This window comes from Allobosea sp. GW823-FHT01F03 (assembly GCF_058798075.1).
Genome location: NZ_CM179505.1, coordinates 239,818 through 261,828, shown reverse-complemented (window position 1 = coordinate 261,828; position 22,011 = coordinate 239,818). Strand labels below are relative to the sequence as shown.

24 protein-coding genes are annotated in these 22,011 nt (G+C 67.7%); 11 read left to right on the top strand and 13 right to left on the bottom strand.

From position 1 onward, the window contains the following. Window positions 1-482 precede the first annotated feature (482 nt). Window positions 483-1,472 carry a Bug family tripartite tricarboxylate transporter substrate binding protein gene (locus AC3RCC_RS01220; protein WP_291638645.1) on the bottom strand — a complete coding sequence of 330 codons (990 nt, stop codon included), beginning with the start codon at window positions 1,470-1,472 and terminating at the stop codon, window positions 483-485. A gap of 80 nt (window positions 1,473-1,552) precedes the next feature. Between AC3RCC_RS01220 and AC3RCC_RS01215 the strand changes: the two genes are divergently transcribed. The 5 genes from AC3RCC_RS01215 (at window position 1,553) to AC3RCC_RS01195 (ending at window position 5,169) form a co-directional block, all read left to right on the top strand. Continuing rightward, the gene (locus tag AC3RCC_RS01215; protein WP_492257349.1) at window positions 1,553-2,215 is read left to right on the top strand and encodes a GntR family transcriptional regulator; all 663 of its coding nucleotides are present in this window, start codon (window positions 1,553-1,555) and stop codon (window positions 2,213-2,215) included. Beyond that, window positions 2,215-3,342 carry an enolase C-terminal domain-like protein gene (locus AC3RCC_RS01210; protein WP_492258729.1) on the top strand — a complete coding sequence of 376 codons (1,128 nt, stop codon included), beginning with the start codon at window positions 2,215-2,217 and terminating at the stop codon, window positions 3,340-3,342. Before AC3RCC_RS01215 ends, AC3RCC_RS01210 begins: the two co-directional genes overlap by 1 nt. A gap of 175 nt (window positions 3,343-3,517) precedes the next feature. After that, the gene (locus AC3RCC_RS01205) at window positions 3,518-4,303 is read left to right on the top strand and encodes an SDR family oxidoreductase (protein WP_492257348.1); all 786 of its coding nucleotides are present in this window, start codon (window positions 3,518-3,520) and stop codon (window positions 4,301-4,303) included. A 70-nt stretch (window positions 4,304-4,373) separates the two neighbouring features. After that, complete coding sequence (locus AC3RCC_RS01200; protein ID WP_291638648.1) at window positions 4,374-4,544, top strand: hypothetical protein; 171 nt, start codon at window positions 4,374-4,376, stop codon at window positions 4,542-4,544. Between the two features lie 31 nt (window positions 4,545-4,575). Next, the gene (locus AC3RCC_RS01195) at window positions 4,576-5,169 is read left to right on the top strand and encodes an SCO family protein (RefSeq protein ID WP_465247519.1); all 594 of its coding nucleotides are present in this window, start codon (window positions 4,576-4,578) and stop codon (window positions 5,167-5,169) included. 33 nt (window positions 5,170-5,202) lie between these two features. Here the strand turns inward: AC3RCC_RS01195 and AC3RCC_RS01190 are convergent, their stop codons facing one another. Continuing rightward, window positions 5,203-7,050, bottom strand: coding sequence for a glycosyltransferase family 2 protein (locus tag AC3RCC_RS01190; protein ID WP_492257347.1), 1,848 nt, complete (start codon window positions 7,048-7,050; stop codon window positions 5,203-5,205). Between the two features lie 172 nt (window positions 7,051-7,222). Continuing rightward, window positions 7,223-7,690 carry a MerR family transcriptional regulator gene (locus AC3RCC_RS01185; protein ID WP_492257346.1) on the bottom strand — a complete coding sequence of 156 codons (468 nt, stop codon included), beginning with the start codon at window positions 7,688-7,690 and terminating at the stop codon, window positions 7,223-7,225. A gap of 76 nt (window positions 7,691-7,766) precedes the next feature. Between AC3RCC_RS01185 and AC3RCC_RS01180 the strand changes: the two genes are divergently transcribed. Genes AC3RCC_RS01180 through lspA form a run of 3 tightly spaced genes read left to right on the top strand, consistent with a single transcriptional unit; the run spans window position 7,767 to window position 11,267 of the window. After that, window positions 7,767-10,112, top strand: a complete 2,346-nt coding sequence (locus AC3RCC_RS01180) for a heavy metal translocating P-type ATPase (RefSeq protein WP_492257345.1) — start codon at window positions 7,767-7,769, stop codon at window positions 10,110-10,112. A gap of 10 nt (window positions 10,113-10,122) precedes the next feature. Then, window positions 10,123-10,743 (top strand): methyltransferase family protein, encoded by a 621-nt coding sequence (locus tag AC3RCC_RS01175; RefSeq protein ID WP_492257344.1) that lies wholly within the window; start codon window positions 10,123-10,125, stop codon window positions 10,741-10,743. Next, window positions 10,740-11,267 (top strand): signal peptidase II, encoded by a 528-nt coding sequence (lspA, locus tag AC3RCC_RS01170; protein ID WP_492257343.1) that lies wholly within the window; start codon window positions 10,740-10,742, stop codon window positions 11,265-11,267. The genes AC3RCC_RS01175 and lspA overlap by 4 nt, the downstream gene beginning before the upstream one ends. Window position 11,268: 1 nt before the next feature. On the opposite strand, the gene AC3RCC_RS01165 is transcribed toward lspA, so the two are convergent. Further along, a complete protein-coding gene (locus AC3RCC_RS01165; RefSeq protein WP_291648131.1) occupies window positions 11,269-11,898 on the bottom strand; it encodes a DsbA family protein in 630 nt (209 codons plus the stop codon). 185 nt (window positions 11,899-12,083) lie between these two features. Here AC3RCC_RS01165 and AC3RCC_RS01160 point away from each other — a divergent pair, with 185 nt between their 5' ends. The 3 genes from AC3RCC_RS01160 (at window position 12,084) to AC3RCC_RS01150 (ending at window position 14,331) form a co-directional block, all read left to right on the top strand. Continuing rightward, window positions 12,084-13,139, top strand: coding sequence for a L,D-transpeptidase family protein (locus tag AC3RCC_RS01160; protein ID WP_492257342.1), 1,056 nt, complete (start codon window positions 12,084-12,086; stop codon window positions 13,137-13,139). 128 nt (window positions 13,140-13,267) lie between these two features. Further along, window positions 13,268-13,888 carry an SCO family protein gene (locus AC3RCC_RS01155; protein WP_291638656.1) on the top strand — a complete coding sequence of 207 codons (621 nt, stop codon included), beginning with the start codon at window positions 13,268-13,270 and terminating at the stop codon, window positions 13,886-13,888. A 50-nt stretch (window positions 13,889-13,938) separates the two neighbouring features. Further along, window positions 13,939-14,331: a winged helix-turn-helix domain-containing protein gene (locus tag AC3RCC_RS01150; RefSeq protein WP_492257341.1), complete on the top strand. Its 393-nt coding sequence runs from the start codon at window positions 13,939-13,941 to the stop codon at window positions 14,329-14,331. Window positions 14,332-14,437: 106 nt separating this feature from the next. Here AC3RCC_RS01150 and AC3RCC_RS01145 read toward each other — a convergent pair whose 3' ends face one another. The 9 genes from AC3RCC_RS01145 to AC3RCC_RS01105 all read right to left on the bottom strand — a co-directional run bounded on the left by AC3RCC_RS01145 (window position 14,438) and on the right by AC3RCC_RS01105 (window position 22,011). Next, window positions 14,438-15,232, bottom strand: a complete 795-nt coding sequence (locus AC3RCC_RS01145) for an HpcH/HpaI aldolase family protein (RefSeq protein ID WP_492257340.1) — start codon at window positions 15,230-15,232, stop codon at window positions 14,438-14,440. A 26-nt stretch (window positions 15,233-15,258) separates the two neighbouring features. Further along, window positions 15,259-16,548, bottom strand: coding sequence for a TRAP transporter large permease (locus tag AC3RCC_RS01140; protein ID WP_492257339.1), 1,290 nt, complete (start codon window positions 16,546-16,548; stop codon window positions 15,259-15,261). Next, window positions 16,545-16,973, bottom strand: coding sequence for a TRAP transporter small permease (locus AC3RCC_RS01135; protein ID WP_492257338.1), 429 nt, complete (start codon window positions 16,971-16,973; stop codon window positions 16,545-16,547). Before AC3RCC_RS01135 ends, AC3RCC_RS01140 begins: the two co-directional genes overlap by 4 nt. Before the next feature lie 144 nt (window positions 16,974-17,117). Continuing rightward, complete coding sequence (locus AC3RCC_RS01130) at window positions 17,118-18,095, bottom strand: TRAP transporter substrate-binding protein (RefSeq protein ID WP_291638661.1); 978 nt, start codon at window positions 18,093-18,095, stop codon at window positions 17,118-17,120. Window positions 18,096-18,187: 92 nt separating this feature from the next. Continuing rightward, window positions 18,188-18,583: a hypothetical protein gene (locus tag AC3RCC_RS01125; protein ID WP_492257337.1), complete on the bottom strand. Its 396-nt coding sequence runs from the start codon at window positions 18,581-18,583 to the stop codon at window positions 18,188-18,190. Then, a complete protein-coding gene (locus tag AC3RCC_RS01120; protein WP_492257336.1) occupies window positions 18,580-19,008 on the bottom strand; it encodes a hypothetical protein in 429 nt (142 codons plus the stop codon). The genes AC3RCC_RS01125 and AC3RCC_RS01120 overlap by 4 nt, the downstream gene beginning before the upstream one ends. Further along, a complete protein-coding gene (locus AC3RCC_RS01115) occupies window positions 19,005-19,913 on the bottom strand; it encodes an NAD(P)-dependent oxidoreductase (protein WP_492257335.1) in 909 nt (302 codons plus the stop codon). Before AC3RCC_RS01115 ends, AC3RCC_RS01120 begins: the two co-directional genes overlap by 4 nt. 10 nt (window positions 19,914-19,923) lie before the next feature. Further along, complete coding sequence (locus AC3RCC_RS01110; protein WP_291638665.1) at window positions 19,924-20,718, bottom strand: SDR family NAD(P)-dependent oxidoreductase; 795 nt, start codon at window positions 20,716-20,718, stop codon at window positions 19,924-19,926. Window positions 20,719-20,754: 36 nt separating this feature from the next. After that, entirely contained in the window at window positions 20,755-22,011 is a 1,257-nt protein-coding gene (locus AC3RCC_RS01105) for a ribulose-bisphosphate carboxylase large subunit family protein (RefSeq protein ID WP_492257334.1), read from the bottom strand.

Here is a 22,011-nt window from a genome sequence, read left to right as displayed (position 1 = left end):
TTGAAGATCGTGGCGCGTGGCGTTCCGAAGGGCGGCCCGGCAGCGCTGATGTCCGGAGGCAGCATGCGGGTCGGCTGGGGGTAAGCTCGAGGCACCGGCGTTCGACAGAAAACGGGAACGTGGGCTGGGCGGCTCAGACGGTTGGGGCCGCTCCCAAGCTGAATGTCGTCGGTTCGATCCCGATCGCCCGCTCCATCTTCCCTTTCCCGGACCGATCTATCCCGAGCCTCGTCATTGCGGGCGCGGACCGCTGTGGCGCTCTGGATATCGCCTGCGCCGGGGGGGCGGTCCGGCGATCCCCGGAATAACCGCGGCGGCGCGATCGGATCGCGGTCGGACCTGCTGCCTCTTCCGCCCTCAAGCGCATTTGTCGAGCCAGGGGCAGTGCCGGCTCGCGTAAAGCTCATGCGACAGCACGGATGATGGCGGCCTTTCCGCGCTTCGAGGGAACGCGGAAAGGCTCTGGCTGGCAGTGAGCCGCCCTATTGCGCTTGCAGGGTCACGCCGGCCTTGCCGGCCACGTCCTTCCAGCGCGCGATGTCGGCGGCCAGGAAGCTCTTGAACTCGGCCGGCGAGTTGCAGACCGTCTCGCCGCCGAGCACGGCGAGCTTCTCCTGGATCTGCGTGTCGGCGCAGGCCTTGACGATCTCGGCATGCAGGCGCTCGACGATCGCCGGAGGCACGCCCTGCGGGCCGAGCAGGCCGAACCAGGCGACGGTCTCATAGCCGGCAAAGCCCGACTCGGCGACGGTCGGCACGTTCGGCAAGGCGGGTGCGCGCTTGGCCGTCGTGACGGCGAGCGGCGTGACCTGGCCGCTGGTGACGAGGCCGATCGCCGGCGGCAGGTTCACCGCCATGAACTCGACCTGGCCGGAGACGATGTCGTTCAGCGCCGGGCCGGCGCCGCGATAGGGCACATGCGTCGCCTCGATCCCGGTCAGGACCTTGAGATATTCGCTGTTCATATGCGCCGAGGAGCCGCTGCCGCCCGAGGCGTAGCTGAGCTTGCCCGGATTGGCCTTCGCATAGCTGATCAGCTCGGCCATCGACTTCACCGGCAGCTTGGTGCTGGCGATGAAGATGTTCGGCGCCTTGTAGACCAGCGAGACCGGCGTGAAGTCGCGCATCACATCGTAGGGGATGTTGGCATAGGTCGCGGCGTTGATCCCGTGCGAGCCGGCATTGCCCATGATGAAGGTGTAGCCGTCGGGCGCAGCCCGGGCCGCCGCCGCCGAGCCGACGACGCCGCCGGCGCCGAGCCGGTTCTCGATCACGAAGGGCTGGCCGAGCGCGCTCTTCAGCTTCTCGGCGATCAGCCGGGCGGCGATGTCCGAGCCGTCGCCAGGCGCGCTCGGCACGATGATCGTCACCTGGCGTTCCGGCCATTGCTGGGCCGAGGCGGAGCCCGCCATGCTGGTGCAGCCGAGGGCCGCGACCAGCCCGAATGCCATCCCGATGCCGATCCTTCTCATTGCGCTCCTCCAGACATGATCAAAAGCAAAGCTATTTATTGGATTGACAGGATGCGTAACTCACTCTTTTGATCAAATCAATGCAGACCACCCAAAGCCGCGCCGACTCGGTCAAGGACTGGATCCGGGACGACATCGTCGCCGGCGGCCTCGCCTTCGGCGCCCGCCTGCGCATCGACGAGCTCGCCAGCCGCTACAGATCGAGCCATATGCCGGTCCGCGAGGCTCTGCGCAGCCTCGCCGGCGAAGGCCTCGTCGTCTCCGAGACCAACAAGGGCGCGCGTGTCGTCACGGTCGACCGGCGCCTTGTCGAGCATCTCTTCACGGTCCGCATCGCGGTCGAGGTCGCGCTCGCCCGCCAGGCGACCCAGGCGATGACGCGCGATCGGCTGGCCGAGGTCGCGGCGCTGGAGGAGGCCCGGCTGGCCAGCGTGCGGCGCGGCGACTACGCGCAGGGCGTCGAGATCAACCAGCGCTTCCATCGCCGGATCTACGAGGCGGCGGGCAATGGCGAGGGCCTTGCGGTGCTCGATCGCCACTGGCTGCTGCTGGCGGCGCTCTGGTCGCGGCTGGGCTATCGCCCGGAGCGCCTCGGCGGCGTCGCCAGCGACCACGAGCATATTCTGCGGGCGCTGCGCGACGGCGATGCCGAAGCCTGCGGGATCATGACCGCGGCCCATGTCACCAAGACGCGCCAGGACCTGCTGGACCTGATGGCGCAGCGCGGAGAAAGCCTGGCGTGATGCAAGTTCTCGACGATCCGATCAGGCAGGTGCGGCTCAGCATCGCCCGGATCACCGACAAGACGCTGTGGTCCTTTGTCGAGATCCGCTGTGCTTCGGGCGCCGAGGGCGTCGGCGAGGCGAGCCTTGCCGGGCGCGAGCGGGCGCTGCTCGATGCCGCCGTCGAAAACCTGCCGCGCTGGCTCGCCGGCGCGCCGCTGCCCGGCCTCGACGTGCCGCCGCCGTTGCCGGTCGCGGCTTTGCGCACCGCGCTCGACGTCGCGCGCTGCGATGCCGCCGCGCGGGCCGAAGGCGTCGGCCTCGCGAGCCGGCTCGGCGGCGATGCGGCGGCCCATATCCCGCTCTATGCCAATATCAACCGCCGCACCCGCGACCGTTCGCCCGCCGGCTTCGGGGCGAGCGCCGCGCATGCCATCGCCCGCGGCTTTCAGGCGGTGAAGATCGCGCCCTTCGACGAGGTCGGCCCCGCTTTGCGCGACGATGCCGAAGGTCGGAAGGCACTGGATGCGGGCATCGCCCGGATTGCCGCCGTTAGGGAGGCGCTCGGCCCGGACCGGCGTCTGATGGTCGATTGCCATTGGCGCTTCGGCGAGGCCCTGTCGGCGCGGCTCGTCGAGGCCATCCGCCCCTTCGGGCTCTACTGGCTCGAATGCCCGGTGGTCGAGGAACCCCGGCAGATCCCGGCACTCGCAGCGATGCGCAAGACGCTGAATGCGCGTGATACGCTGCTCGCCGGGCTCGAGGAGTTCACCGGCGCCCCGGCCTTCCTCGCCTATGCCGACGCCTATGACGTGATGATGCCGGACATGAAATATGTCGGTGGCGTCGACGAGATGCTGCGCACCGCCGAACGGCTTGCCGAGCGCGGCATCGCCGTCTCCCCGCATAATCCGACCGGGCCGATCTGCCACGCCGCGAGCCTCCAGCTCTGCGCCGCCCTGCCGGGCTTCAGCATGCTGGAAATGCAGCTCGACGAGACGCCGCTGTTCTGGTCGCTGGCGCAGCCCGGTCTGCCGCCGGTCGATGGCGGGTCATCCGCTTTGCCGGCCGGCGCCGGGCTCGGCGTCACCCTCGACCAGCAGGCGATCGGCGAGCTCTCGACGGTCGATCTGCGCTTCTCCGCCTGAGGCGAGGTCGCGGAGCCAGTGGAGCGTTCCGGTCGGAGCTCTACGATGGATCTCTGCGTGTTTGAGATGTGCGTAGGTTTCGCGGCGGGCATGCGTGCTGATGCGTGCGCCTGCCGCGTTCACCACCTATCTTGCCTGCGCGCGCCGGATGCGCCTGCTTGATGGAGACCGAACCATGGATCTTGGACTCAAGGGAAAACGCGCGCTCGTCCTTGGTGCCAGCCGCGGGCTCGGTGCCACGATCGCGGCGACGCTGGCGGCCGAGGGGGCGAGCGTCGTCGCGGCGGCCCGCAATCTCGACGCGATCACCAGCTGGGTCGCCGAATTGCCGGCCGAGAGGCGCGGACGGGTCGTTGCCGCCAGGCTCGATCTCGCCGATCTCGCTTCGGTCGAGGCACTGGCGGAGCAGCTTATCGCCGAGGGCGGTGTCGACATCCTGATCGGCAATTCCGGTGGCCCGCCGCCCGGCGAGGCGCGCGACGCCAGGCGCGCCGACTGGCTGCTGCATTTCGAGGCCATGGCCGCCAATCTCTTCCACCTCGCCCAACGCCTGCTGCCGGGCATGATCGAGCGTCGCTGGGGCCGCATCGTCACCATCGTCTCCTCCGGGGTCGAGCAGCCGATCCCGCGCCTCGCGCTCTCCAATGGCATCAGGGCTGCCGTCGTCGGCTGGTCGAAGACCCTGTCGACCGAAGTCGCCGGGCAGGGCGTGACCGTGAATGTCGTGCTGCCCGGCCGCATCCATACCGAGCGCATCGACCAGCTCGACGATGCCGCGGCGGCGCGGGCCGGGGCGACGCGCGATGCCATCGCCAAGGCCTCGATGGCCTCGATCCCGGCCGGACGCTATGGGCTGCCGCAGGAATTCGCCGATGTCGTCGCCTTTCTCGCCAGCGAGCGCGCCTCCTATGTCACCGGTGCCAAGATCCGCATCGATGGCGGGCTGATCCGCGGAATCTGAGCGGCGGGCACTGCGGCGCGATGGCCGCTTCCGGCTGAGGCTGCGAGACGCTAGATTGCGAGCCATGGAGATGTCGCCACAGACCGAGATCCATGACGAGGCGCCCGCCTCGAAGGTTATCCTCTGGCTGTTGGCCGGTGGCGTCGGCCTGCTGCTGCTCGCCGGGCTCCTGCTCTGGTGGCGCGAGGGCGATCGCCTGTTCACCGACGGGCTGATCGCCGCCATCCTTGCCTGCTTCTGACCGGCCTCGCCGGTCGACCGAGGGATTTGCCTTGAACCGCCGCCTGATCCTGCCTCTCGTCGTGTTCCTGCTCGGCGCCGCCGCGCTTGCAGCAGCCGCCTTCATCACCTTCGCCCCGGGTGGACGCCAGGCCGGGCAAAGCCTGGCATCGAGCGTCGGCGGGCCCTTCGCGCTGACCACGACCGAGGGTAAGACCCTGACCGACAAGGATCTGCGCGGCGCGCCCTTCCTGGTCTTCTTCGGCTTCACCCATTGCCCCGATATCTGCCCGACCAAGCTGTTCGAGATCTCGGAGGTGCTGCGCGCCGCCGGGACGAAGGGCGAGAAGCTGCGGGCGCTGTTCATCAGCGTCGATCCCGAGCGTGACACGGTCGAGACGCTGAAGAGCTATCTCGGCTCCTTCGACCCGCGCATCATCGGTCTCACCGGCGACCGCGCCGCGATCGACGCCGCCATCAAGGCCTATCGCGGCTATTCCAAGAAGGTGCCGCTCAAGGATGGCGACTACACCATGGACCACACCGCGCTGGTCTATCTGATGGACAAGAATGGCGGCTTCGTCGGCGCCTTCAACATCGAGCGCCCGCCGGCGGAAGCGGCACAGGAATGGCTGCGGCATCTCTGATGCCGGCTCTCGCGGTGCGCTGCCGATTCTGATCTAGGCTGGCGGCTTGCGATAGCGCGAGGAGCGGGCGAGGCCATGCTCCGTCTTGTTCCAGGCGAAGGGGCGGTTGCTGTACTCGATGAGCGCGCACCAGGCGGCCAGCGAGACCAGCATGTAATAGAGCGGCAGGCCCGGTAGCCAGCGCAGGAGGTCGATGGCGCCGCGTCGCCAGGCCCCGAGCGCCGGCACCAGGAAAACGACGCAGACCCCGGCACCGGTCAGTGTCAGCGCGGTGGCCGAGAACAGCAGTTCGAGAGGGCTGTCCGGGTTCAGCAGCGAGCCGTTCAGAATCGCGAAGATGAAACCGAGCGCGAAGAACGGGTATCCGAGCGTGCCGAGCAGCGTGCCGAACGCCAGCACCAGGAAGGTCAGCGTCGCGACCGGCCCGGCTTCGCGCAGCAGCCGATGCGGCGCCAGCAAATGGCTGATCAGCGTCTGCAGATAGCCCTTCAGCCATCGCGTGCGCTGCTTCATCCAGGCGTTCAGAAAGCGTGGCGCTTCCTCCAAGGTCGCCGAGGGCAGGTCGGCGATGCGGCCGCCGTTCCGCACCAGGCGAAAGCCGATATCGGCATCTTCGGTGACGTTCCAGGCGTCCCAGCCGCCGACCTCGCGCAGCGCCTCGGTTCGGAAATGGTTCGAGGTCCCGCCGAGCATGATCGGCAGGCCGCAGCGCAGCAGGCCCGGATTGAAGACGTCGAAGAGCCCGGCATATTCCAGTGCGAAGAAGCCGGCGAGCCAGCCATCCCCGGTGTTGTCGATCACGAGTCGCGCCTGCAGGCAGACCAGATCCGCGTCTTCGCGCAGGAAGCGCGCGGCGGCGAGGCGCAGTTGCTGCGGGTCGGGCACGTCCTCGGCGTCGAAGATCGTGAACAGCTCGCCCTGGGCTTCGGCCAGCGCGACGTTGAGCGCGCGCGGCTTGGTCCGCGGCACGCCGCGCGGCACGCCGCGCGGCACGATCACGACCTGCATGAAAGGCGGCAGCCGCCGCGCTGCCAGCAAACGCTGCATGCCCAGGTCGGTTTCCTCGACGAGGATGCGGATGTCGAGCTTGGCGGGCGGGTAGTCGAGCGCCGAGAGGGCGCCAATGAGCTGGTTCAGGACCCTCTCTTCGCCGAGGAGCGGCACGGCGACGGTATAGACCGGCAGGCGACTGTCATCGACGCGCCAGCGCTGCTCGCGCCAGAGGTTGGCCGGAGGTTTCTCCATCAGGCTCGCGAGGCGCAGCACGACCGCGCCGAAGAAGACCGGCCCCAGGGCCAGCGCCACACCGATCAGCGTGCCGACCGGCGCGAGCGTCGTCAGCGCGGCGAGCAGGCCGACCATCAGAAGCGCGAGCCCCTTCTGCGAGATGCTGCTGCCGGTGCGGGCGCTGAAGCGGGCAAGGCCGGGCTCGTCGAGGCCGGCGGCCCGGCGGGCGAGCATGTGGGCGTTGCTCGCGCGCAAGCCCGCAGCCAGTGCCGAGGGCGTCACGATCACGAGGTCGTCGCGGCGCTGCGGCTTGCCTGCCATGAAGCGCCGCAACGGTGCGCCGGCCGGCGGTGCGCAGGCGAAGCGGGTGGGGCTGCCGGGCTCGTTCGCGATCCGTGCCACGCCCTCGCGCATGATCGCCGCGAGGTCGCCCCCCGGCAGGAGCGGCGGAACCTTGGCCGAGAAGCGCAGGTCGAACTCCGTGGCGAGGCTCCGGTAGAACGCCTCTTCGCCGACAAGGCCGGAAGCGATGACCTGTTTTGCCGGCGACACGCCCAGACGAGCGGCAGCGACCGCGGCCTGTCGCAGCTCAGCGGGAGGAACGCCATGGCTCGCGAGGAAGGCGATCTCGACCGGCAGGCTCGCTTCGGCCACGCCGCTCACGCAACGACACGGCCACAAGACCGCGCTTCCATTGCCGCCCCCCAGTGCCGGCGGGCCATTTTACCGTCGCCGGCAACCTATGGTTGCCGGTTCGGGGCCGGGAGTCGAGCAGAATTCTAGATCTCGCGGCGTTCTCGGCCATTTCGGCCGGAACCGGCCGGGTCTAGCGCCAGGCTTCGGCGACACTGCCCTGGTGATGAGCGCATTGCGAGTGGTCGGCGAGCGCCTCGATGATCGCGCAATCGCAGGCGCTGACCCCACCGGAACAGGTCGCGGCGATCCGTTCCAGTTCCTTCTCGAGCGAACGCAGCCGCGCGATCTTGTGGCGGACCTCGTCGAGATGGGCGACCGAGATCGCATGCGCCTGGTCGCAGGGCAGGTCGGGATTGTCCGAGAGCTTCAGCAGGGTGCGGATGCTGTCGACCGAGAAGCCGAGATCGCGCGCATGCTTGATGAAGGCGAGCCGCTCGACATGGCGCCTGCCATAGCGGCGCTGGTTGCCTTCGGTCCGCTCCGGCGGCGGCAGCAATTCGACCTGCTCGTAATAGCGGATGGTCTCGACCTTGACGCCGGTCTGCTCCGCCAGCACGCCGATCGGAACGACGCGTTCCAGATTCTTCCGGTCGGACATCGATTTTCCTCTTGAACCTCTAGTCGCTTCAGCTTGTATCTGGGGTGTCTCTGGACGCCGTCAAGCGGAGACAAACATGCGCGAATCTGATTCCGACCCCGCAAACCCGCTGTCCTGGCAGGTCACGGGCATGGATTGCGCGAGCTGCGCCGCCAAGATCCGCAGTGCCGTCGAGCGCCTGCCTGGTGTCAGCGATGTCCGCCTCTCGGTGATGTCGGAGACGTTGTCCCTCTCGCTCGCCGCAGGGGGAGCGACGGCGACGGAGGTCGAGCGCCGCGTCGCCGGCCTCGGCTATGCCCTGGCGCCGGCAAAGCCCGCGGCCGCTGCGCCCATGCCGGAATCGCCTTCCTGTGGCTGCGGTCATGATCATGATCACGGCCACGAGGCCGGCCACCGGCATGCCTCGCAGGATGGTCACGGCCACGCTCATGATCACTCTCGTGAAGGCCACGGCCAGGCGCATTCGCATGGCGGCACGGGCAAGAAGGCCGATGCAAAGGCCGATGCCGGGCACGGTCTGCCCGGCCATGTCCATGAGACGACGCCCGAAGGCATGAGCTGGTACCAGACCGGCAAGGGCCGGCTGGTACTGCTCACCGGCGCGCTGCTCGCCGGCGCCTGGCTGGCGAGCCTCGCCTGGCCCGCTGGTTCCTATTGGCTCTTCGTCGCCGCTTGTCTGATCGGCGTCGTGCCGGTGGCGCGGCGCGCCTTCGCTGCTGCTGCGGCCGGCGTGCCCTTCACCATCGAGATGCTGATGACCATCGCCGCCGCCGGCGCGCTCGTCATCGGCGCGGCCGAGGAGGCGGCGCTGGTCGTCTTCCTGTTCGCGGTCGGCGAGGTGCTGGAAGGTGTCGCCGCCGACCGGGCGCGCGCCTCGATCCGGGCGCTCGGCGATCTCGTGCCCAAGACCGCGCTGGTCGAGGAGGACGGTGCGACGCGGCAGGTCGACGCGGCCGCGCTGGCGATCGGCCAGATCGTGCTGATCCGCCCGGGCGACCGGGTCCCGGCCGATGGCGAGATTGTCTCCGGCATTTCCGGCATCGACGAGAGCCCGGTGACCGGCGAATCGGTGCCGAAGACCAAGGGCGTCGGCGATCCCGTCTTCGCCGGCTCGGTCAACCGCGAGGCGGCCTTACGCGCCCGCGTCACCAAGGCGGCGCAGGACAATACCATTGCCCGCATCATCCGCCTGGTCGAGGAGGCGCAGGAGGCGCGTGCCCCGACCGAGCGCTTCATCGACCGGTTCTCGCGCCTCTACATGCCGGCGATCATGGCGCTCGCCATCGCCGTCGCCCTGGTGCCGCCGCTGTTCTTCGGTGGCGAATGGGCGGTCTGGATCTATCGCGCGCTGGCCCTGCTGCTGATCGGCTGTCCTTGCGCCCTCGTCATCTCGGTGCCCGCCGCTATCGCCGCTTCGCTCTCGGCCGGCGCCAGGCAGGGCCTGCTGCTGAAGGGTGGCGTCGTCATCGAAGCCGCCGCCAAGACCGGTACAGTCGCCTTCGACAAGACGGGGACGCTGACCGAGGGCACGCCGCGCGTCACCGAGGTGGTGGCGCTGGGCCGGAGCGAGCGCGAGGTCGTGGAGCTCGCCGCCGCGGTCGAGACCGGCTCGAGCCATCCGCTGGCCGAGGCGATCCTCGCCCGGGCCGAGACGGACAGCATCCCGGTGCGCCCGGCTTCGGAAGCTGCGGCCATCGCTGGCCAGGGTGTCACCGGCAAGCTCGACGGCGTCGCGATCTTCGTCGGTGCGCCGCGCCATGCCATGAGCCGCGCCGCCTTCGACGCCACGGCCAAGGCAGCGGTCGAGCGGCTGGAAACCGACGGCAAGACGGTTGCCGCCGTCATCGCCGACGGCGTCCTCGTCGGGTTGATCGCGCTGCGCGACGAGCCGCGTGCCGATGCGGCCGCCGCGGTCGCCGAGCTCAAGGCGCTGGGCGTGCGCTCGGTGATGCTGACCGGAGACAATGCCCGCACCGGTGCGGCGATCGCCGGCTCACTCGGCATGGACCACAAGGCCGAGCTGATGCCGGACGACAAGGTCGCGGCGATCCGCGAGCTCTCGGCGCAGGCGCCGGTGATGATGGTCGGCGACGGCATCAACGATGCGCCGGCGCTGGCCGCGGCCGGGATCGGCGTCGCCATGGGCTCGGGCACCGATGTCGCGCTCGAGACGGCCGACGGCGCCGTGCTGAAGAGCCGCGTCCGCGACATCGCGGCGATGATCCGGCTGGCGCGCGCTACCATGGCGAACATCCGCGTCAACATCGGGCTCGCGCTCGGGTTGAAGGCGGTGTTCCTGGTCACCAGCGTGCTCGGCTACACCGGGCTCTGGGTCGCGATCATGGCCGATACCGGCGCGACCGTGCTGGTCACCGCGAATGCGCTGCGGCTGCTGCGCTTCGACGCCGGCAAGGCGAGCTGAGGGGGCTGCGATGAGCGGCATGGAGATCGCCAGCTATCTGATGGTCGTGGTCTATGTGATCAGCTTCCTCGCCATGAGCGCCATCCTGGCGAGGGAAGCCGGCCGCCCGGTCTGGCTGTTCGGCAAGGGCGGCGAGAAGCAGGCCCTGCCGGCGCTCCTGTTCAAGCTCGCCTTCGCCGGGGCGGTGATCTGGCCGCTGCTGCTCGCCGCCTTCGGCAACCCGGTCGCGGATGACCCGCTGCACGCCGCGCTGGACGGGCCCTGGTACGACGTGCTCGGCCATCTCCTCGTCGTCATCGGCGCCTGCGTCGCGCTTTTGTCACAGCGCTACATGGGCACCTCCTGGCGCATCGGCGCGGCCGAGGGCGAGCAGGGCGCTATCGTCGACAGCGGCCCCTTCGCGATCTCGCGCAACCCGGTCTTCCTCGGTCAGGCGCTGCTGTTCATCGGTCTGTTCATCGTCCTGCCGAGCCTGATCCAGGCCGGGCTGACCTTCGCGCTGCTGGTCGCGATCCGCCTGCAGGTCGCGATCGAGGAGCGCGTGCTCGCCGCTTCGCTCGGCCAGCCCTATCTCGCCTATCGCGCCCGCGTCCGGCGCTGGCTCGGCGTCATCAGGCAGCTCCCGGCATGACGATCGCCAGGAATGTCCCCGGCGTCCTCGCCGTGAGCGCGTTTGCCGCCGGCCTCGATCAGGCCAGCAAATGGCTGATGCTGGCCGTCGTCCTGGACCCTCCCCGGGTGATCGAGCTCGCGCCCTTCCTGAATCTCCGACTCGGCTTCAACACCGGTATCAGCTTCGGCCTGTTCCGCGACACGCTGGAGCGCTGGCCCGAAGCGCTGGGGCTGTTCAAGTTCCTGGTCGGCCTCGGCCTCATCATCTGGGCGGCGCTGTCGCGGCATCGTCTCGAGCGCATCGGTCTTGCCCTGATCGCCGGTGGCGCCTTCGGCAATGCGATCGATCGCTGGCGCCAGGGTGCGGTCACCGATTTCATCGACCTGCATTGGGGCGGCTGGCATTGGCCGACCTTCAACGGCGCCGATATCGCGATCACGCTCGGCGTCGTGCTGATGCTGCTCGCCAGCCTGCCGCTCGCCGAGCGTTTCGCCGGCCCCGGAGCCGGCGCGCGAAGGATCGGGCCGGGGGCGCCGCGGTGACCTATTTTCCGGCCTTGGCCAGGAGCGGCGCCAGGATCGCGTCGAACTGCGCGAGCGTCAGCGCCCCGGCATGCTTCTCGCCATCGACGAAGAAGGTCGGCGTCGAGTCGACGCCAAAGCTCTTGCCGCGCTCGGAAACCTGCCGGATGCCCAGGTAGAGGTCCTCGCGCTTCAGGCAGGCCTCGACGCCGTCCTTGCCCATGCCGGCCTGGCGCATCGCCTGGGTCAGCCCGTCCAGCGGCTTGTCGGAATGGGCCCAGCCTTCCTGCGTCCGGTAGAACATGTCGACCACCGCATACCATTTCTCCTCGCCGGCGCAGCGCGCGAGCATGAAGCCGGCCATGGCGAGCGGATCGAGCGGGAATTCGCGGATGATGAAGCGTACCTTGCCGGTGTCGACATATTTTGCCTTGAGGTCCGGCCAGGTCCTGGTGTGGAAGTTCATGCAGTGATGGCAGGTGAGCGAGGCGTATTCGATCACCGTCACCGGCGCATCGGCCGCTCCGAAGCTCTTCTCCGGCAGCGGGCCGGCTTCGAGCAGGCCGGAAGGCCCTTGTGCGAAGGCTGTCGCTGATAGCGAGCCGGCAAGGCCGAGGGCGATGGTCTGGACGATGAGACGGCGGTCGAGCATGGCGTGTTTCCCCTTCAACCCCTGGCTTGTGCAACCTCTAGCGACCTCAGGTTCAAGGGGGCAGGCGTATGGCGCCGCCTGCTATTCTTCACGAAATTGTCAGTTGAACCTCGACCGGCATGAGCCTGCGTGGTTACCGGAGCCCCGTTCACCAGCCGTTAGCGATACGCTCCGACAATCGCGCAATGTCCATCCGCTCCCTCGCCCGCAATCTCCGCCGCCATGCGCTGCTTCTCGCCGGAGCCGTGCTTCTGTCCTCCTGCGTGGCGATGGAGGGCGATGATCGCCATCTGCAGCCGCTTCCGGTTGCGCTGGTCTCGCAGATGTCGGCGAAGGGCATGTCTCCCGGCGATCCGATCCTGGTCCGCATCTTCAAGAAGGAGAGCGAGCTGGAGGTCTGGAAGCGCGACCGCTCGGGCCGCTATGCGCTGCTGAAGACCTATCCGATGTGCCGCTGGTCGGGCCAGCTCGGCCCGAAGAAGCGCGAGGGCGACCGGCAGGCGCCGGAAGGGTTCTATACGGTCACGGCCGAGCTGATGAACCCGAAGTCGCAGTTCTATCTGTCGTTCAATCTCGGCTATCCGAATGCGCTGGAGCAGGCGCAGGGCTTCACCGGCTCGGCGCTGATGGTCCATGGCGCCTGCACCTCGGCCGGCTGCTATGCGATGACCGACGAGGGCGTTACCGAGATCTACGGCCTCGCCCGCGAGGCCTTCGTCGGCGGCCAGCGCAGCTTCCAGGTCCAGGCCCTGCCCTTCCGCATGACGCCGGAGAACATGGCGGCGCATCGCAACAATCCGAACATCGTCTTCTGGCGCAATCTCAAGGAAGGCTACGATCACTTCGAGGCGACCCGCCGCCCGCCCCGCCTCGCCTATTGCGAGCGCCGCTACGTCTTCGATCCGGCCGAGGGCGCCGGTCCCTTCGTGCCGGGCGCGGCCTGCCCAATCTACGAGGTCGAGCAGGACAGCCGCGATCTCGTCGCCCAGAAACGCGCCCGCGACGAGGAACGCACCGCCGGGCTGGTCGCCTCCGGCACGCCGGCGCTGAGCTACGCGCTGCGCGATGGCGGCATGCATGAGAGTTTCCGCAGCCTGCTCAGGAAGATGGGGCCGGAGCGGATGCAGACCATGGTCGCCGGCAAGGTCGCGATCAGCAATCCCGACGCCGCTCTCGCCGACCCCTTCGTCGCCGATCCCGGGGAGCGCGCCCAGTTCACCGGTTCATTGCCGGCCCAGTAAGGGCACGCTTCGATCCCGTTCGCGGAGTGGCGATTGCGCCGGGTGCGACGCTAGGCCGGTTTGATTCCGTCCCGGCTTTTGCCGAGAAGCGGCGGCGCGCCCGAGCGCCTCAGTTTCAGGATAGTCCGATGCCGCTCCTCCGCTGGATACGCTACACCGCCTGGACGGTGCTGGCCGTGCTCGCCTTCGTCGTCGCGGCGATCCTGCTCGGCTGGTGGCAGGTCGACGGGCCGGGCGCGCCCGCGCGAACGGTTCAGACGGCCGCGGCGCCGATCGATGTCGGCGGCCCGTTCAGCCTGATCGATCATACCGGACGCAGGGTCACCGAGGCGGAGTTCCGTGGTCGGCCGATGCTGGTCTTCTTCGGCTTCACCCATTGCCCCGAGGTCTGTCCGACGACCCTGCTGGACATCACCGAGCAGCTCAAGGCGCTCGGTCCCGAAGCCGAGCGGCTGCAGGTACTCTTCATCACCGTCGATCCCGAGCGTGATACGCCGGCGCAGCTCGCACTCTACCTGCAGTCCTTCGATCCGCGTATCGTCGGCCTCTCGGGCACGGCCCTGGAGGTCGAGTCGGTGGTAAAGGCCTACAAGGCCTATGCGAAGAAGATCCCGACCGAGGGCGGCTACACCATGGACCATACCGCTTCGGTCTATGTGATGGACGCCGAAGGCCGCTACCGCACCCTGATCGATTATCACGAGGACAGGCAGGCGGCGCTGGCCAAGATCAGGCTGGTGCTGAAATAGCGGCGTCGCCGGCTTTGTGCGCCCGCTTCTGACGGAGTAGACTTGCCGGCATGCCTTCGCTCAGCCTGCGCATCGATCTCGATCGCGAAACCCGCATCGGTCCCGGTAAGATCGAACTGCTCGAAACCATCGCGGCCTGCGGTTCGATCTCGGCCGCGGGGCGCGAAATGGGCATGTCCTATCGTCGCGCCTGGGATCTCGTCGAGGCGCTCAACCGGGTCTTCGGCAAGCCGGTCGTCGTGCGCCAGGTCGGCGGCAAGAGCGGCGGTGGAGCCCATCTCACCGCGCTCGGTCTGGCCCTGGTCGCGCATTATCGCGCCATCGAGCAGGCGGCCTCGGCCGCGGCGCAGCCCCATCTCGCCGCGATTCAGGCGGAGCTCGACCGATCGGGCGCGGACGAGCCGGACGACGCAACGGCAGGGGTGACGACCTCCGGCCCCTGAAGCAGGGCTGGCTGGAGGTTTTGGCGCCGGCCAGCGCATGAACGCCAGCGCTTCACCGGACGGTTTCCTGACCGCTGGGCAGCCGCGCCGGATGGTCCCCGACGGATCAGTAGCCGGCGCTCTTGCCCGGCGCCGCGCGGAAGGGCTCGATCGCGGCGCGCAATTGCCGGATCATCAAGCCGACATCCGAACCCAGCCCGATCATGCCGAACCCCTGTTCTCGGCGCCTGGTGATGTCGTCGGCGCTCGTGCCGATGACGCCGGAGGCGATGCCGCGCGCGGCCGCCAGCTGCTGCATGCGCAGGATGTCCTCGGCGATGCCCGGTCCTTCCCAGACGGCGAGATGGCCGAAGCTCTGCGACAGATCGGAAGGCCCGAAGAAGATCGCCTCCAGCCCCGGGACTGCGAGGATATCGGCGATGTTGCCGGAGGCGTCAGCGGTCTCGATGACCGGGATCACCATTGTCTCCTCGTTCGACGCTGCGACATAGCTCTCCATCGCCATGCCCCAGCGCAGCGCCCGCTCATGGCCGAGCCCGCGCTTGCCGGAGGGGGGATAGCGGGCATGGACGAACGCTTCGGCGAGTTCATCCGCCGTGCGGATCAGCGGCAGCAAGACGCCATGGGCGCCGAGATCGAGCGCGCGCTTGATCGTGTCGACCGAGGCCGTTGGCACGCGCACGATCATGGCGAGATCGCTGCCTTTCGCGGCGCGGAGATGATCGACCACGTCGCGATAGCCGAGGCTGCCATGCTCCATGTCGACGCAGACCCAGTCGAGGCCGAGCTCGGCGGCGACCTCGGTGACGGTCGCGCTTTCGAGCGTGGCCCAGAGCCCGATCGTCGATCCGCCGGATTTCAGCTTCCGGCGCAGCGGATTCGAGAAAGACTGTGACGGCATGGTGGCCTCCGACGGTCCGGCTCTGCCTAATTCAGCAGGAGCCGCGGCAGGATCAGGGATATTTCCGGGAAGTAGGTGATCAGCAGCAAGGCGACCACCAGCGGCACATAATACGGTGCGACCGCCACCAGTGCCTTGTTGATCGGCACGTCCGCGACCTTCGCGACGGCGAAGAGCACCATGCCGACCGGAGGGGTCAGCAACCCGATCATCAGGTTCAGCACCATCATGATGCCGAAATGCACGGGATCGACGCCGACCGCGACCGCCAGGGGCAGCAGCATCGGCGTGAAGATGGTGATCGCGGCATTGGTCTCCATGAACAGGCCGATCACCAGGAGGAAGATGTTGATCGCCAGCAGCAGCGTGACCGGAGAGAGATCGAGCCCGCCGACGAGCGCGACCAGTTGCTGCGGGATCTGGGTGAAGACCAGCAGCCAGCCATAGAGCGCGGCGGCCGCGAGGATCATCATGATGACGGCCGTCTCGCGCATGGTCTCGCGCAGAACCTGGAACAATTGCGCCAGGGTGATCTCGCGATAGACCAGCATGGCGATGACGATCGCGTAGACGGCCGCGATGGCAGCGGCCTCTGTCGGGGTGAAGACGCCGCTCATCATGCCGCCGATGATGATGGCGGGCGTGAACAGCGGCGGGAGCGCCCTGAAGAAGCTGCGGACCAGCGCCGTGAAGCCAAGCCATTTCTGCGTCGGCAGCTGGCGGCGATGCGCCTGCCACCAGACCAGCATCATCAGCAGGACGCCCATCAGCAGGCCGGGCAGAATACCGGCGATCAGCAGCGCGGTCGCCGAGACATTGGCGACGACGGCATAGATGATCAGCGGGATGCTGGGCGGAATGATCGGGCCGATCGTCGCCGAGGCCGCCGTGACGCCGACCGAGAAATCGTCGGGGTAGCCGGCCTGCCGCATCGCCCGGATCTCGACCTGGCCGACGCCGACCGCGTCAGCGACCGCCGAGCCGGACATGCCGGAAAAGATGATCGAGGCGGCGATGTTGACCTGGCCGAGGCCGCCGCGCATGTGGCCGGCGATGCGATCGGCGAACTCGTAGATGCGGTCGGTGATGCCGCCGGTGTTCATGATCTTGCCGGCCAGGATGAAGAACGGGATCGCCAGCAGCGGGAAGCTGTTGACGCCATAGACCATGCGCTGGGCCAGGATGGTGTAGGGGATGCCGTTGATGCCGCGCTCCACGAGCGTGACGATCAGCGAGGACAGGCCGAGCGCGAAGGCTGCGGGAATGCCGATGACGAAGAGAGCGAGCAGGCCGCCGATGAAAAGCGCCAGGATCATGATGTGGTTCCTTTGGCGCGGCCGGCCATGTGCATCGCCCGCTCGAACATGTCGAGCAGCAGCAGGAAGGTCATGACGAGCATCGAAATGCCGACGGCTGCGTAGATGTAGCCGGTGCGAAACCAGTCCATGGTCGCCGTGTAGGTCTCCCAGGTCGCGTTGGTCAGCAGCCAGCAGCCATAGGCGACCGAGAGCAGGAACCAGGAGATCAGGAGGTCGACGAGCATGGCCACGGCATCGGCCGAGCGTCCGGAGACATAGCCGTCGATGATGTCGACCCGGATATGCTCGCGATTCATCAGGATGACGACGCCGCCGAAATAGGTGGTGAGCACGCAGGTGAGGCGTGCCAGCTCCTCCGTCCATTGCAGTGGCGCATTCAGGACATAGCGGAAGAAGACCTGCAGTACCGAAGACGTGATCATGATCAGGAATGCAGAAATCGCGAGTGTTTCAAAGACGAGATAGATCGTCCTTCGGATACCTTTTTCCGGGGGCATCACATTCTCCAGGCTGCCTCAGATTCCGGGCCGCGACGAGAAGCAAGCGCCCCTCGCCGCGACGCGCGCTCATTTCAGGTATTTGGAGACGGCCTGGACGACGCTCGGCGCCCAGTTCTTCGAGAGTTCATCGATGGCGGGGCGAGCCTTGGCGATGAAGGGCGCGCGGTCGACCTTGATCGCGGTCATCTTGTTCTTCTCCACCAGCGCGTTGCAGACGCCGTCGATCTGCTGCTTGGTGATCTCGTCGCCATATTTGGCGGCATCGACGGCCGAGCTGACGACGGCCTCGCGCAGTGCCGGGCTCAGGCTGTCGAGAAAGCGCGAGCTGATCGTCCAGTGCCAGACGGCCGGGACATGCGCCGTATAGATCAGGTGCGATTGGACCTCGTAGAGCTTGGCCTGGTTGATGTTGAAGCAGGGATTTTCCTGCGCCTCGATCACGCCCATCTGCAGGCCGCTGAACACTTCTGGCCAGGCGACGGGCGTCGGCCGGGCGCCGAGCTCGGACCAGACCCGGACCCAGGAGGGAATTTCCGGCACGCGCAGCTTCAGGCCCTTCAGGTCGTCGGGCGTCTTGATCGGCTTCTTGGCGGACAGGTGGCGGTCGCCGCGGCGGAAGAAGGCCACGAGGTCGAGCTTGGCCTTGTCCTTGATGAGCTTCTTGCCTTCGGCACCGGCCGAACTCGCCCAGAACTCGAAGATCTCTTCCGGTCCGGGGAACACGAAGGGCACGACGGTCGCGGCATAGGGCGGGGCGACGACATTCGGCAGCGTGTCGCCGAACAGCGTCATCTGGACTTCGTTCACCGTCAGCTGTTCGAGATTGTCGCGCTCGCCGCCGAGCACGGCCGAATGGAAGATCTTGACGTTGATCTCGCCCTTGCTGCGCTCCTTGACCAGTTCGACGAACTTGTCGACCGCCTGGAACTCGGGTCCCGGCGGCGAGGTGTGCATGGCGAAGCTGAGATCGAGGGCCTTTGCCGCCGGGGCGGCAAGCAGCATTCCGAGCACCAGGACAGATGCCGTCAGCTTGTTCTTGAGCATTGGTAGTCCTCCCTGTGTTGATTTTTCCTGCCTGTTTCGGCTTTTGCTCGTGTTTTCTTGTTTTTATCGGCCACGACGCTGCGATGGCCGGGTCATGCGCTGCCGGCGACCTCCGCGGCTTCCTTGACGCTCTGGCCGACCGCGAGGCCCTTCTGCCGCGCGGTATTGCTGACGGCGCTGAGCACGCCGCTCAGCCAGGCATCCTGCGCGTCTCCGATCCGGGCCGTGTCATGCGAGGTGGTGGCGCAAGCGATGCCCTTGGCGTCGAGCATTGCGAGCGCGGCACGTCCGGCGCCGGCCTTGCCTCCGCCGGCGTCGCTGAAGACGACCAGATGCGGCGGATGCAGCGCCGCGAAGGCGCCCGAGATCAGCCCGCCATGCGAACCGCAAATGATGATCGCCCCCTTGTCCTGCGGCGCGATCAGCGAGATCGAATCCATCAGCACGACGCGATGGCCGGCGATCTCGGCGACGGTCTCGTTCCTCATGGCCGGCCTCCGAAGATGCGGCGCACGGCCTGGCCGACCGGCTCGCCGAGTGCGAACCCGGCCTTTTCCGCCAAGGGATTGAGGGCGGACACTTGGCCCGATTGCCAGGTCTCGAGCGCGTTGCCGATCAGCGCGCTGTCGTGCGAGACGGTGCCGGCGATGATGCCGCGCGCCTCGAGATAGGGCAGCGAGGCGATGCCGGCATTCTCTTTGCCGATGCCGGCATCGTTGAAGAACACGGCGGCGATCGGTACTTTGCCGGCATATTCGCCGGAGCTGATGCCGCCATGCGAGCCGGTCATCACCACCTGACCGGCGTCCTCGGGCTTGAGATGCGCGATCGTATCGACGGCGACGACGCTGTGGCTGCCGACCGTCGCGATGATCTCGCGCAGCATGACGAAATCGGGCTGTGCGGCGCTCATGACCCGTACTCCCCGCCAAGGCCCGACATTTCCTGCATCAGGAGGGCGAGCGCGGAATTGTCGAGATCGGCGCGGCCGGTATTCGAAAGCACGCCGTAGAGCTGCTGGATCAGCGCCGTAGCCGGCAGGGCGGTGCCGGTCGCACTGCCGTTCTCCAGTGCCAGCTTCAGGTCCTTGCGCTGGAGCGTGACGCGGAAGCCGGCGGCGAAATTGCCGTCGAGCACGCGCTGACCGTGCAGGTCGAGCGCCTTGCTCTGGGCGAAGCCGCCGAGCAGCGCCGAGCGGATCTTGCCCGGGTCGACGCCGTTCTTGCGAGCCAGCGTCATCGCCTCGGCGACTGCCTGAATGTTGATGGCGACCGCAACCTGGTTGCAGACCTTGCAGACCTGGCCGGCACCGGGCCCTCCGATATGGCTGATGGTCTTGCCCATCGCCTCCAGGACTCCGCGGCAGCGTTCGAGCACCGCGGCGTCGCCGCCGATCATGATCGACAGCGTCGCGTTCTCGGCGCCCTGATAGCCGCCGCTGACCGGGGCATCGAGCATGGCGACGCCCTTCGCCGCCAGCGTCTCGGCCATGGCCCGGGTTGCCATTGGCGAGATCGAGCTCATATCGATCAGCACGCTGCCCGGCCCCATGGCAGAGGCGAGCCCGCCCTCGCCAAGCACGACGGCTTCGACGTCCGGCGTGTCGGGCAGCATGGTGATGACGATGTCGGCGGCGCCGGTCGCCGCGGTAGAGCCGGCATCGCTCGCGCCTGCCGCGACCAGTTCGGCCACGGCGGCGCGGTCGAAGTCGTGCACGGCGAGGGGAAAGCCGGCCTTGCGTAGATTGAGCGCCATGCGGCGCCCCATGACGCCGAGGCCGATGAAGCCGATCTTCTGCGCGTGGGAGCTGGTCGTCACGGCCCGCCCCTCAATGCGTCTTGCAGTGCAGGCCGCCATCGACGCAAAGGTCGATGCCGGTGATGTATTTGGATTCGTCCGAGGCCAGGAAGAGCGCGGCATAGGCGATGTCCCAGCCCTCGCCCATGCGCTTCATCGGCGTCACCTCGGCACGCTTGCGCTGCATCTCCGTGAAGTCGGTGTAATGCGCCTTCATCGCCTCGTAGATGTGCGGCGTGTCCATCAGGCCGGGCAGCACGGTATTCGCCCGGATGCCCTTCTCGGCATATTGCATCGCAATCGCCCGGGTGAAGTGATTCACCGCCGCCTTCGAAGCGTAATACGAAATATAATTGAAGTGCATCCAGCGGATCGAGGCCAATGATGATATGTTGACGATCGAACCGGAACCCTGCGCTTCCATGATCGGCAGGACGCATTTGCAGGTGAAGAACATGCTCTTCAGGTTCACGTCCATGACGCGATCCCATTGTTCCTCAGTCATATCGACCGGGCCGCCTTCGATATTCATGCCGACATTGTTGTGCAGCACATCGATGCGGCCCCAGGTCGACTTCACGGTGTCGACGACTTCGCGCACGCGATCGAGATTGACGACATCGGCCTGGAGCGCCAGCGCGGTGCCGCCCTCGCTCTCGATGATCTCCTTGGTGCGCTCGGCGGCGGCGAGATTGAGGTCGACGCAGGCGACCTTGGCGCCTTCGCGGGCGTAGAGCACGGCAGAGGCCTTGCCGTTGCCCCAGCCCTCGCCCACCGAGCCTGCGCCGAAAACGAGCGCGATCTTGTTCTCCAGGCGCCTAGACATCTGCTTTTCGTCTCCGATGAGTTCCAGAACCAGCGGTCATTTGGCGTGCCGCTCGAAGGTCTCGACCGCGCGTTTCAGCGCGGGCATCTCCTTGGCGGCCGTCGCGAGCGGAATGCCGGCGCGTGCCGCTTCCCAGGCGGCGCGCAGCGCACGTGTGCCGGCGGCGATGCCGTCGGGATGGCCGACGATGCCGCCGCCGCAGGCGTAGATCAGGTCGGTGGTGCGCAGCGCGGCGTAGGTGTCGTGGACCTGGAGCACGGTCTGCGCGCTCGATAGCACCGGCATGATGCGCGGATCGGCTTCGTTCAGCGGCGTCAGGCAGGCGCGGGCCGAGGCCAGAACCGATTCGTCGCTCTCGGCGAACTTGTTGCGCAGGCCGTTGACATGGATGTGGTCGACGCCGGCGAGACGGTGGATGAGCTGGTAGACGCGATAGTCGAAGCCGAGCATCGGCGCGCGCGAGAACAGTGCCCAGCCATTGCGATGGCCATGGATGAAGAGCGGGAACTCGCGGCGCAGTGCCAGCACGGCCGGCGTTCCGACCCAGTTGAGGCTGAGCATGGCGCAGTCGCCGCCGGCCTTCAGGATCGCCTCGGCACCGCGGCGCATCTGGTCGAGGTCGCCGGTGATGTTGAAGGCGAACATGATGCGCTTGCCGGTGCGGTCGGCATGGCGCTCGATTGCGCCCATCACTGCCGCGATGCGCTGCTCCAGCGGGGCGAAGAGCGGGTTCGCGCTGAGTTCGTCATCCTTGATGAAGTCGATGCCGCCCTCGGCGAACTCCGCGACGACCTGAGCCGTGTCCTCCGGCAGCAGGCCGATGCTCGGCTTGACGATGGTGCCGATGGCCGGAAGCCCGTCGAGGCGCAGGCGTTCGTGCGTGCCGGCGATGCCGAAGCGCGGGCCGGGAAAGGCGTGGACGAAATCGTCGGGCAGCTCCAGATCGAGGAGGCGGATGCCGGAGAGCTCGCTCAGCTCGCCGAGATTGCCGCAGATCGTCGCCATCAGGGTCTGCAGATCCGGCCCGACATTGGCATAGGGCCAGGCGATCTCGACGCGCGCCTGCGTGTAGCGCGCCCGGCCGGAGGCCCGCGCGCCCGGCAGGCTCGGTACGGGGACCTCGGTGAGGCGTTCGATCCTTGCGACGCGGGCGCCGGCCCGCGCCGTCACCGCATCGGTCTCGGAGGCGAGCTTCATGAAGGTGCCGGTCGATTGCTCGCCGGCGATGGCGGCGGCCGTCTGCTCGACGGGCAGCGGCGTCTCGATCAGGTAATGGGCGCGAATCTCGGTCAT

Bases quoted from the DNA above. Each gene is read 5' to 3' on its own strand.
- AC3RCC_RS01180 (WP_492257345.1), top strand. From the start codon at position 7,767: ATGCGCGAATCTGATTCCGACCCCGCAAACCCGCTGTCCTGGCAGGTC.
- AC3RCC_RS01160 (WP_492257342.1), top strand. From the start codon at position 12,084: ATGTCCATCCGCTCCCTCGCCCGCAATCTCCGCCGCCATGCGCTGCTT.
- AC3RCC_RS01155 (WP_291638656.1), top strand. From the start codon at position 13,268: ATGCCGCTCCTCCGCTGGATACGCTACACCGCCTGGACGGTGCTGGCC.
- AC3RCC_RS01150 (WP_492257341.1), top strand. From the start codon at position 13,939: ATGCCTTCGCTCAGCCTGCGCATCGATCTCGATCGCGAAACCCGCATC.
- AC3RCC_RS01140 (WP_492257339.1), bottom strand. From the start codon at position 16,548: ATGATCCTGGCGCTTTTCATCGGCGGCCTGCTCGCTCTCTTCGTCATC.
- AC3RCC_RS01110 (WP_291638665.1), bottom strand. From the start codon at position 20,718: ATGTCTAGGCGCCTGGAGAACAAGATCGCGCTCGTTTTCGGCGCAGGC.
- AC3RCC_RS01165 (WP_291648131.1), bottom strand. From the start codon at position 11,898: ATGCTCGACCGCCGTCTCATCGTCCAGACCATCGCCCTCGGCCTTGCC.
- lspA (WP_492257343.1), top strand. From the start codon at position 10,740: ATGACGATCGCCAGGAATGTCCCCGGCGTCCTCGCCGTGAGCGCGTTT.
- AC3RCC_RS01215 (WP_492257349.1), top strand. From the start codon at position 1,553: ATGCAGACCACCCAAAGCCGCGCCGACTCGGTCAAGGACTGGATCCGG.
- AC3RCC_RS01145 (WP_492257340.1), bottom strand. From the start codon at position 15,232: ATGCCGTCACAGTCTTTCTCGAATCCGCTGCGCCGGAAGCTGAAATCC.
- AC3RCC_RS01205 (WP_492257348.1), top strand. From the start codon at position 3,518: ATGGATCTTGGACTCAAGGGAAAACGCGCGCTCGTCCTTGGTGCCAGC.
- AC3RCC_RS01185 (WP_492257346.1), bottom strand. From the start codon at position 7,690: ATGTCCGACCGGAAGAATCTGGAACGCGTCGTTCCGATCGGCGTGCTG.
- AC3RCC_RS01125 (WP_492257337.1), bottom strand. From the start codon at position 18,583: ATGAGGAACGAGACCGTCGCCGAGATCGCCGGCCATCGCGTCGTGCTG.
- AC3RCC_RS01220 (WP_291638645.1), bottom strand. From the start codon at position 1,472: ATGAGAAGGATCGGCATCGGGATGGCATTCGGGCTGGTCGCGGCCCTC.
- AC3RCC_RS01175 (WP_492257344.1), top strand. From the start codon at position 10,123: ATGAGCGGCATGGAGATCGCCAGCTATCTGATGGTCGTGGTCTATGTG.
- AC3RCC_RS01210 (WP_492258729.1), top strand. From the start codon at position 2,215: ATGCAAGTTCTCGACGATCCGATCAGGCAGGTGCGGCTCAGCATCGCC.
- AC3RCC_RS01120 (WP_492257336.1), bottom strand. From the start codon at position 19,008: ATGAGCGCCGCACAGCCCGATTTCGTCATGCTGCGCGAGATCATCGCG.
- AC3RCC_RS01105 (WP_492257334.1), bottom strand. From the start codon at position 22,011: ATGACCGAGATTCGCGCCCATTACCTGATCGAGACGCCGCTGCCCGTC.
- AC3RCC_RS01135 (WP_492257338.1), bottom strand. From the start codon at position 16,973: ATGATCACGTCTTCGGTACTGCAGGTCTTCTTCCGCTATGTCCTGAAT.
- AC3RCC_RS01200 (WP_291638648.1), top strand. From the start codon at position 4,374: ATGTCGCCACAGACCGAGATCCATGACGAGGCGCCCGCCTCGAAGGTT.
- AC3RCC_RS01130 (WP_291638661.1), bottom strand. From the start codon at position 18,095: ATGCTCAAGAACAAGCTGACGGCATCTGTCCTGGTGCTCGGAATGCTG.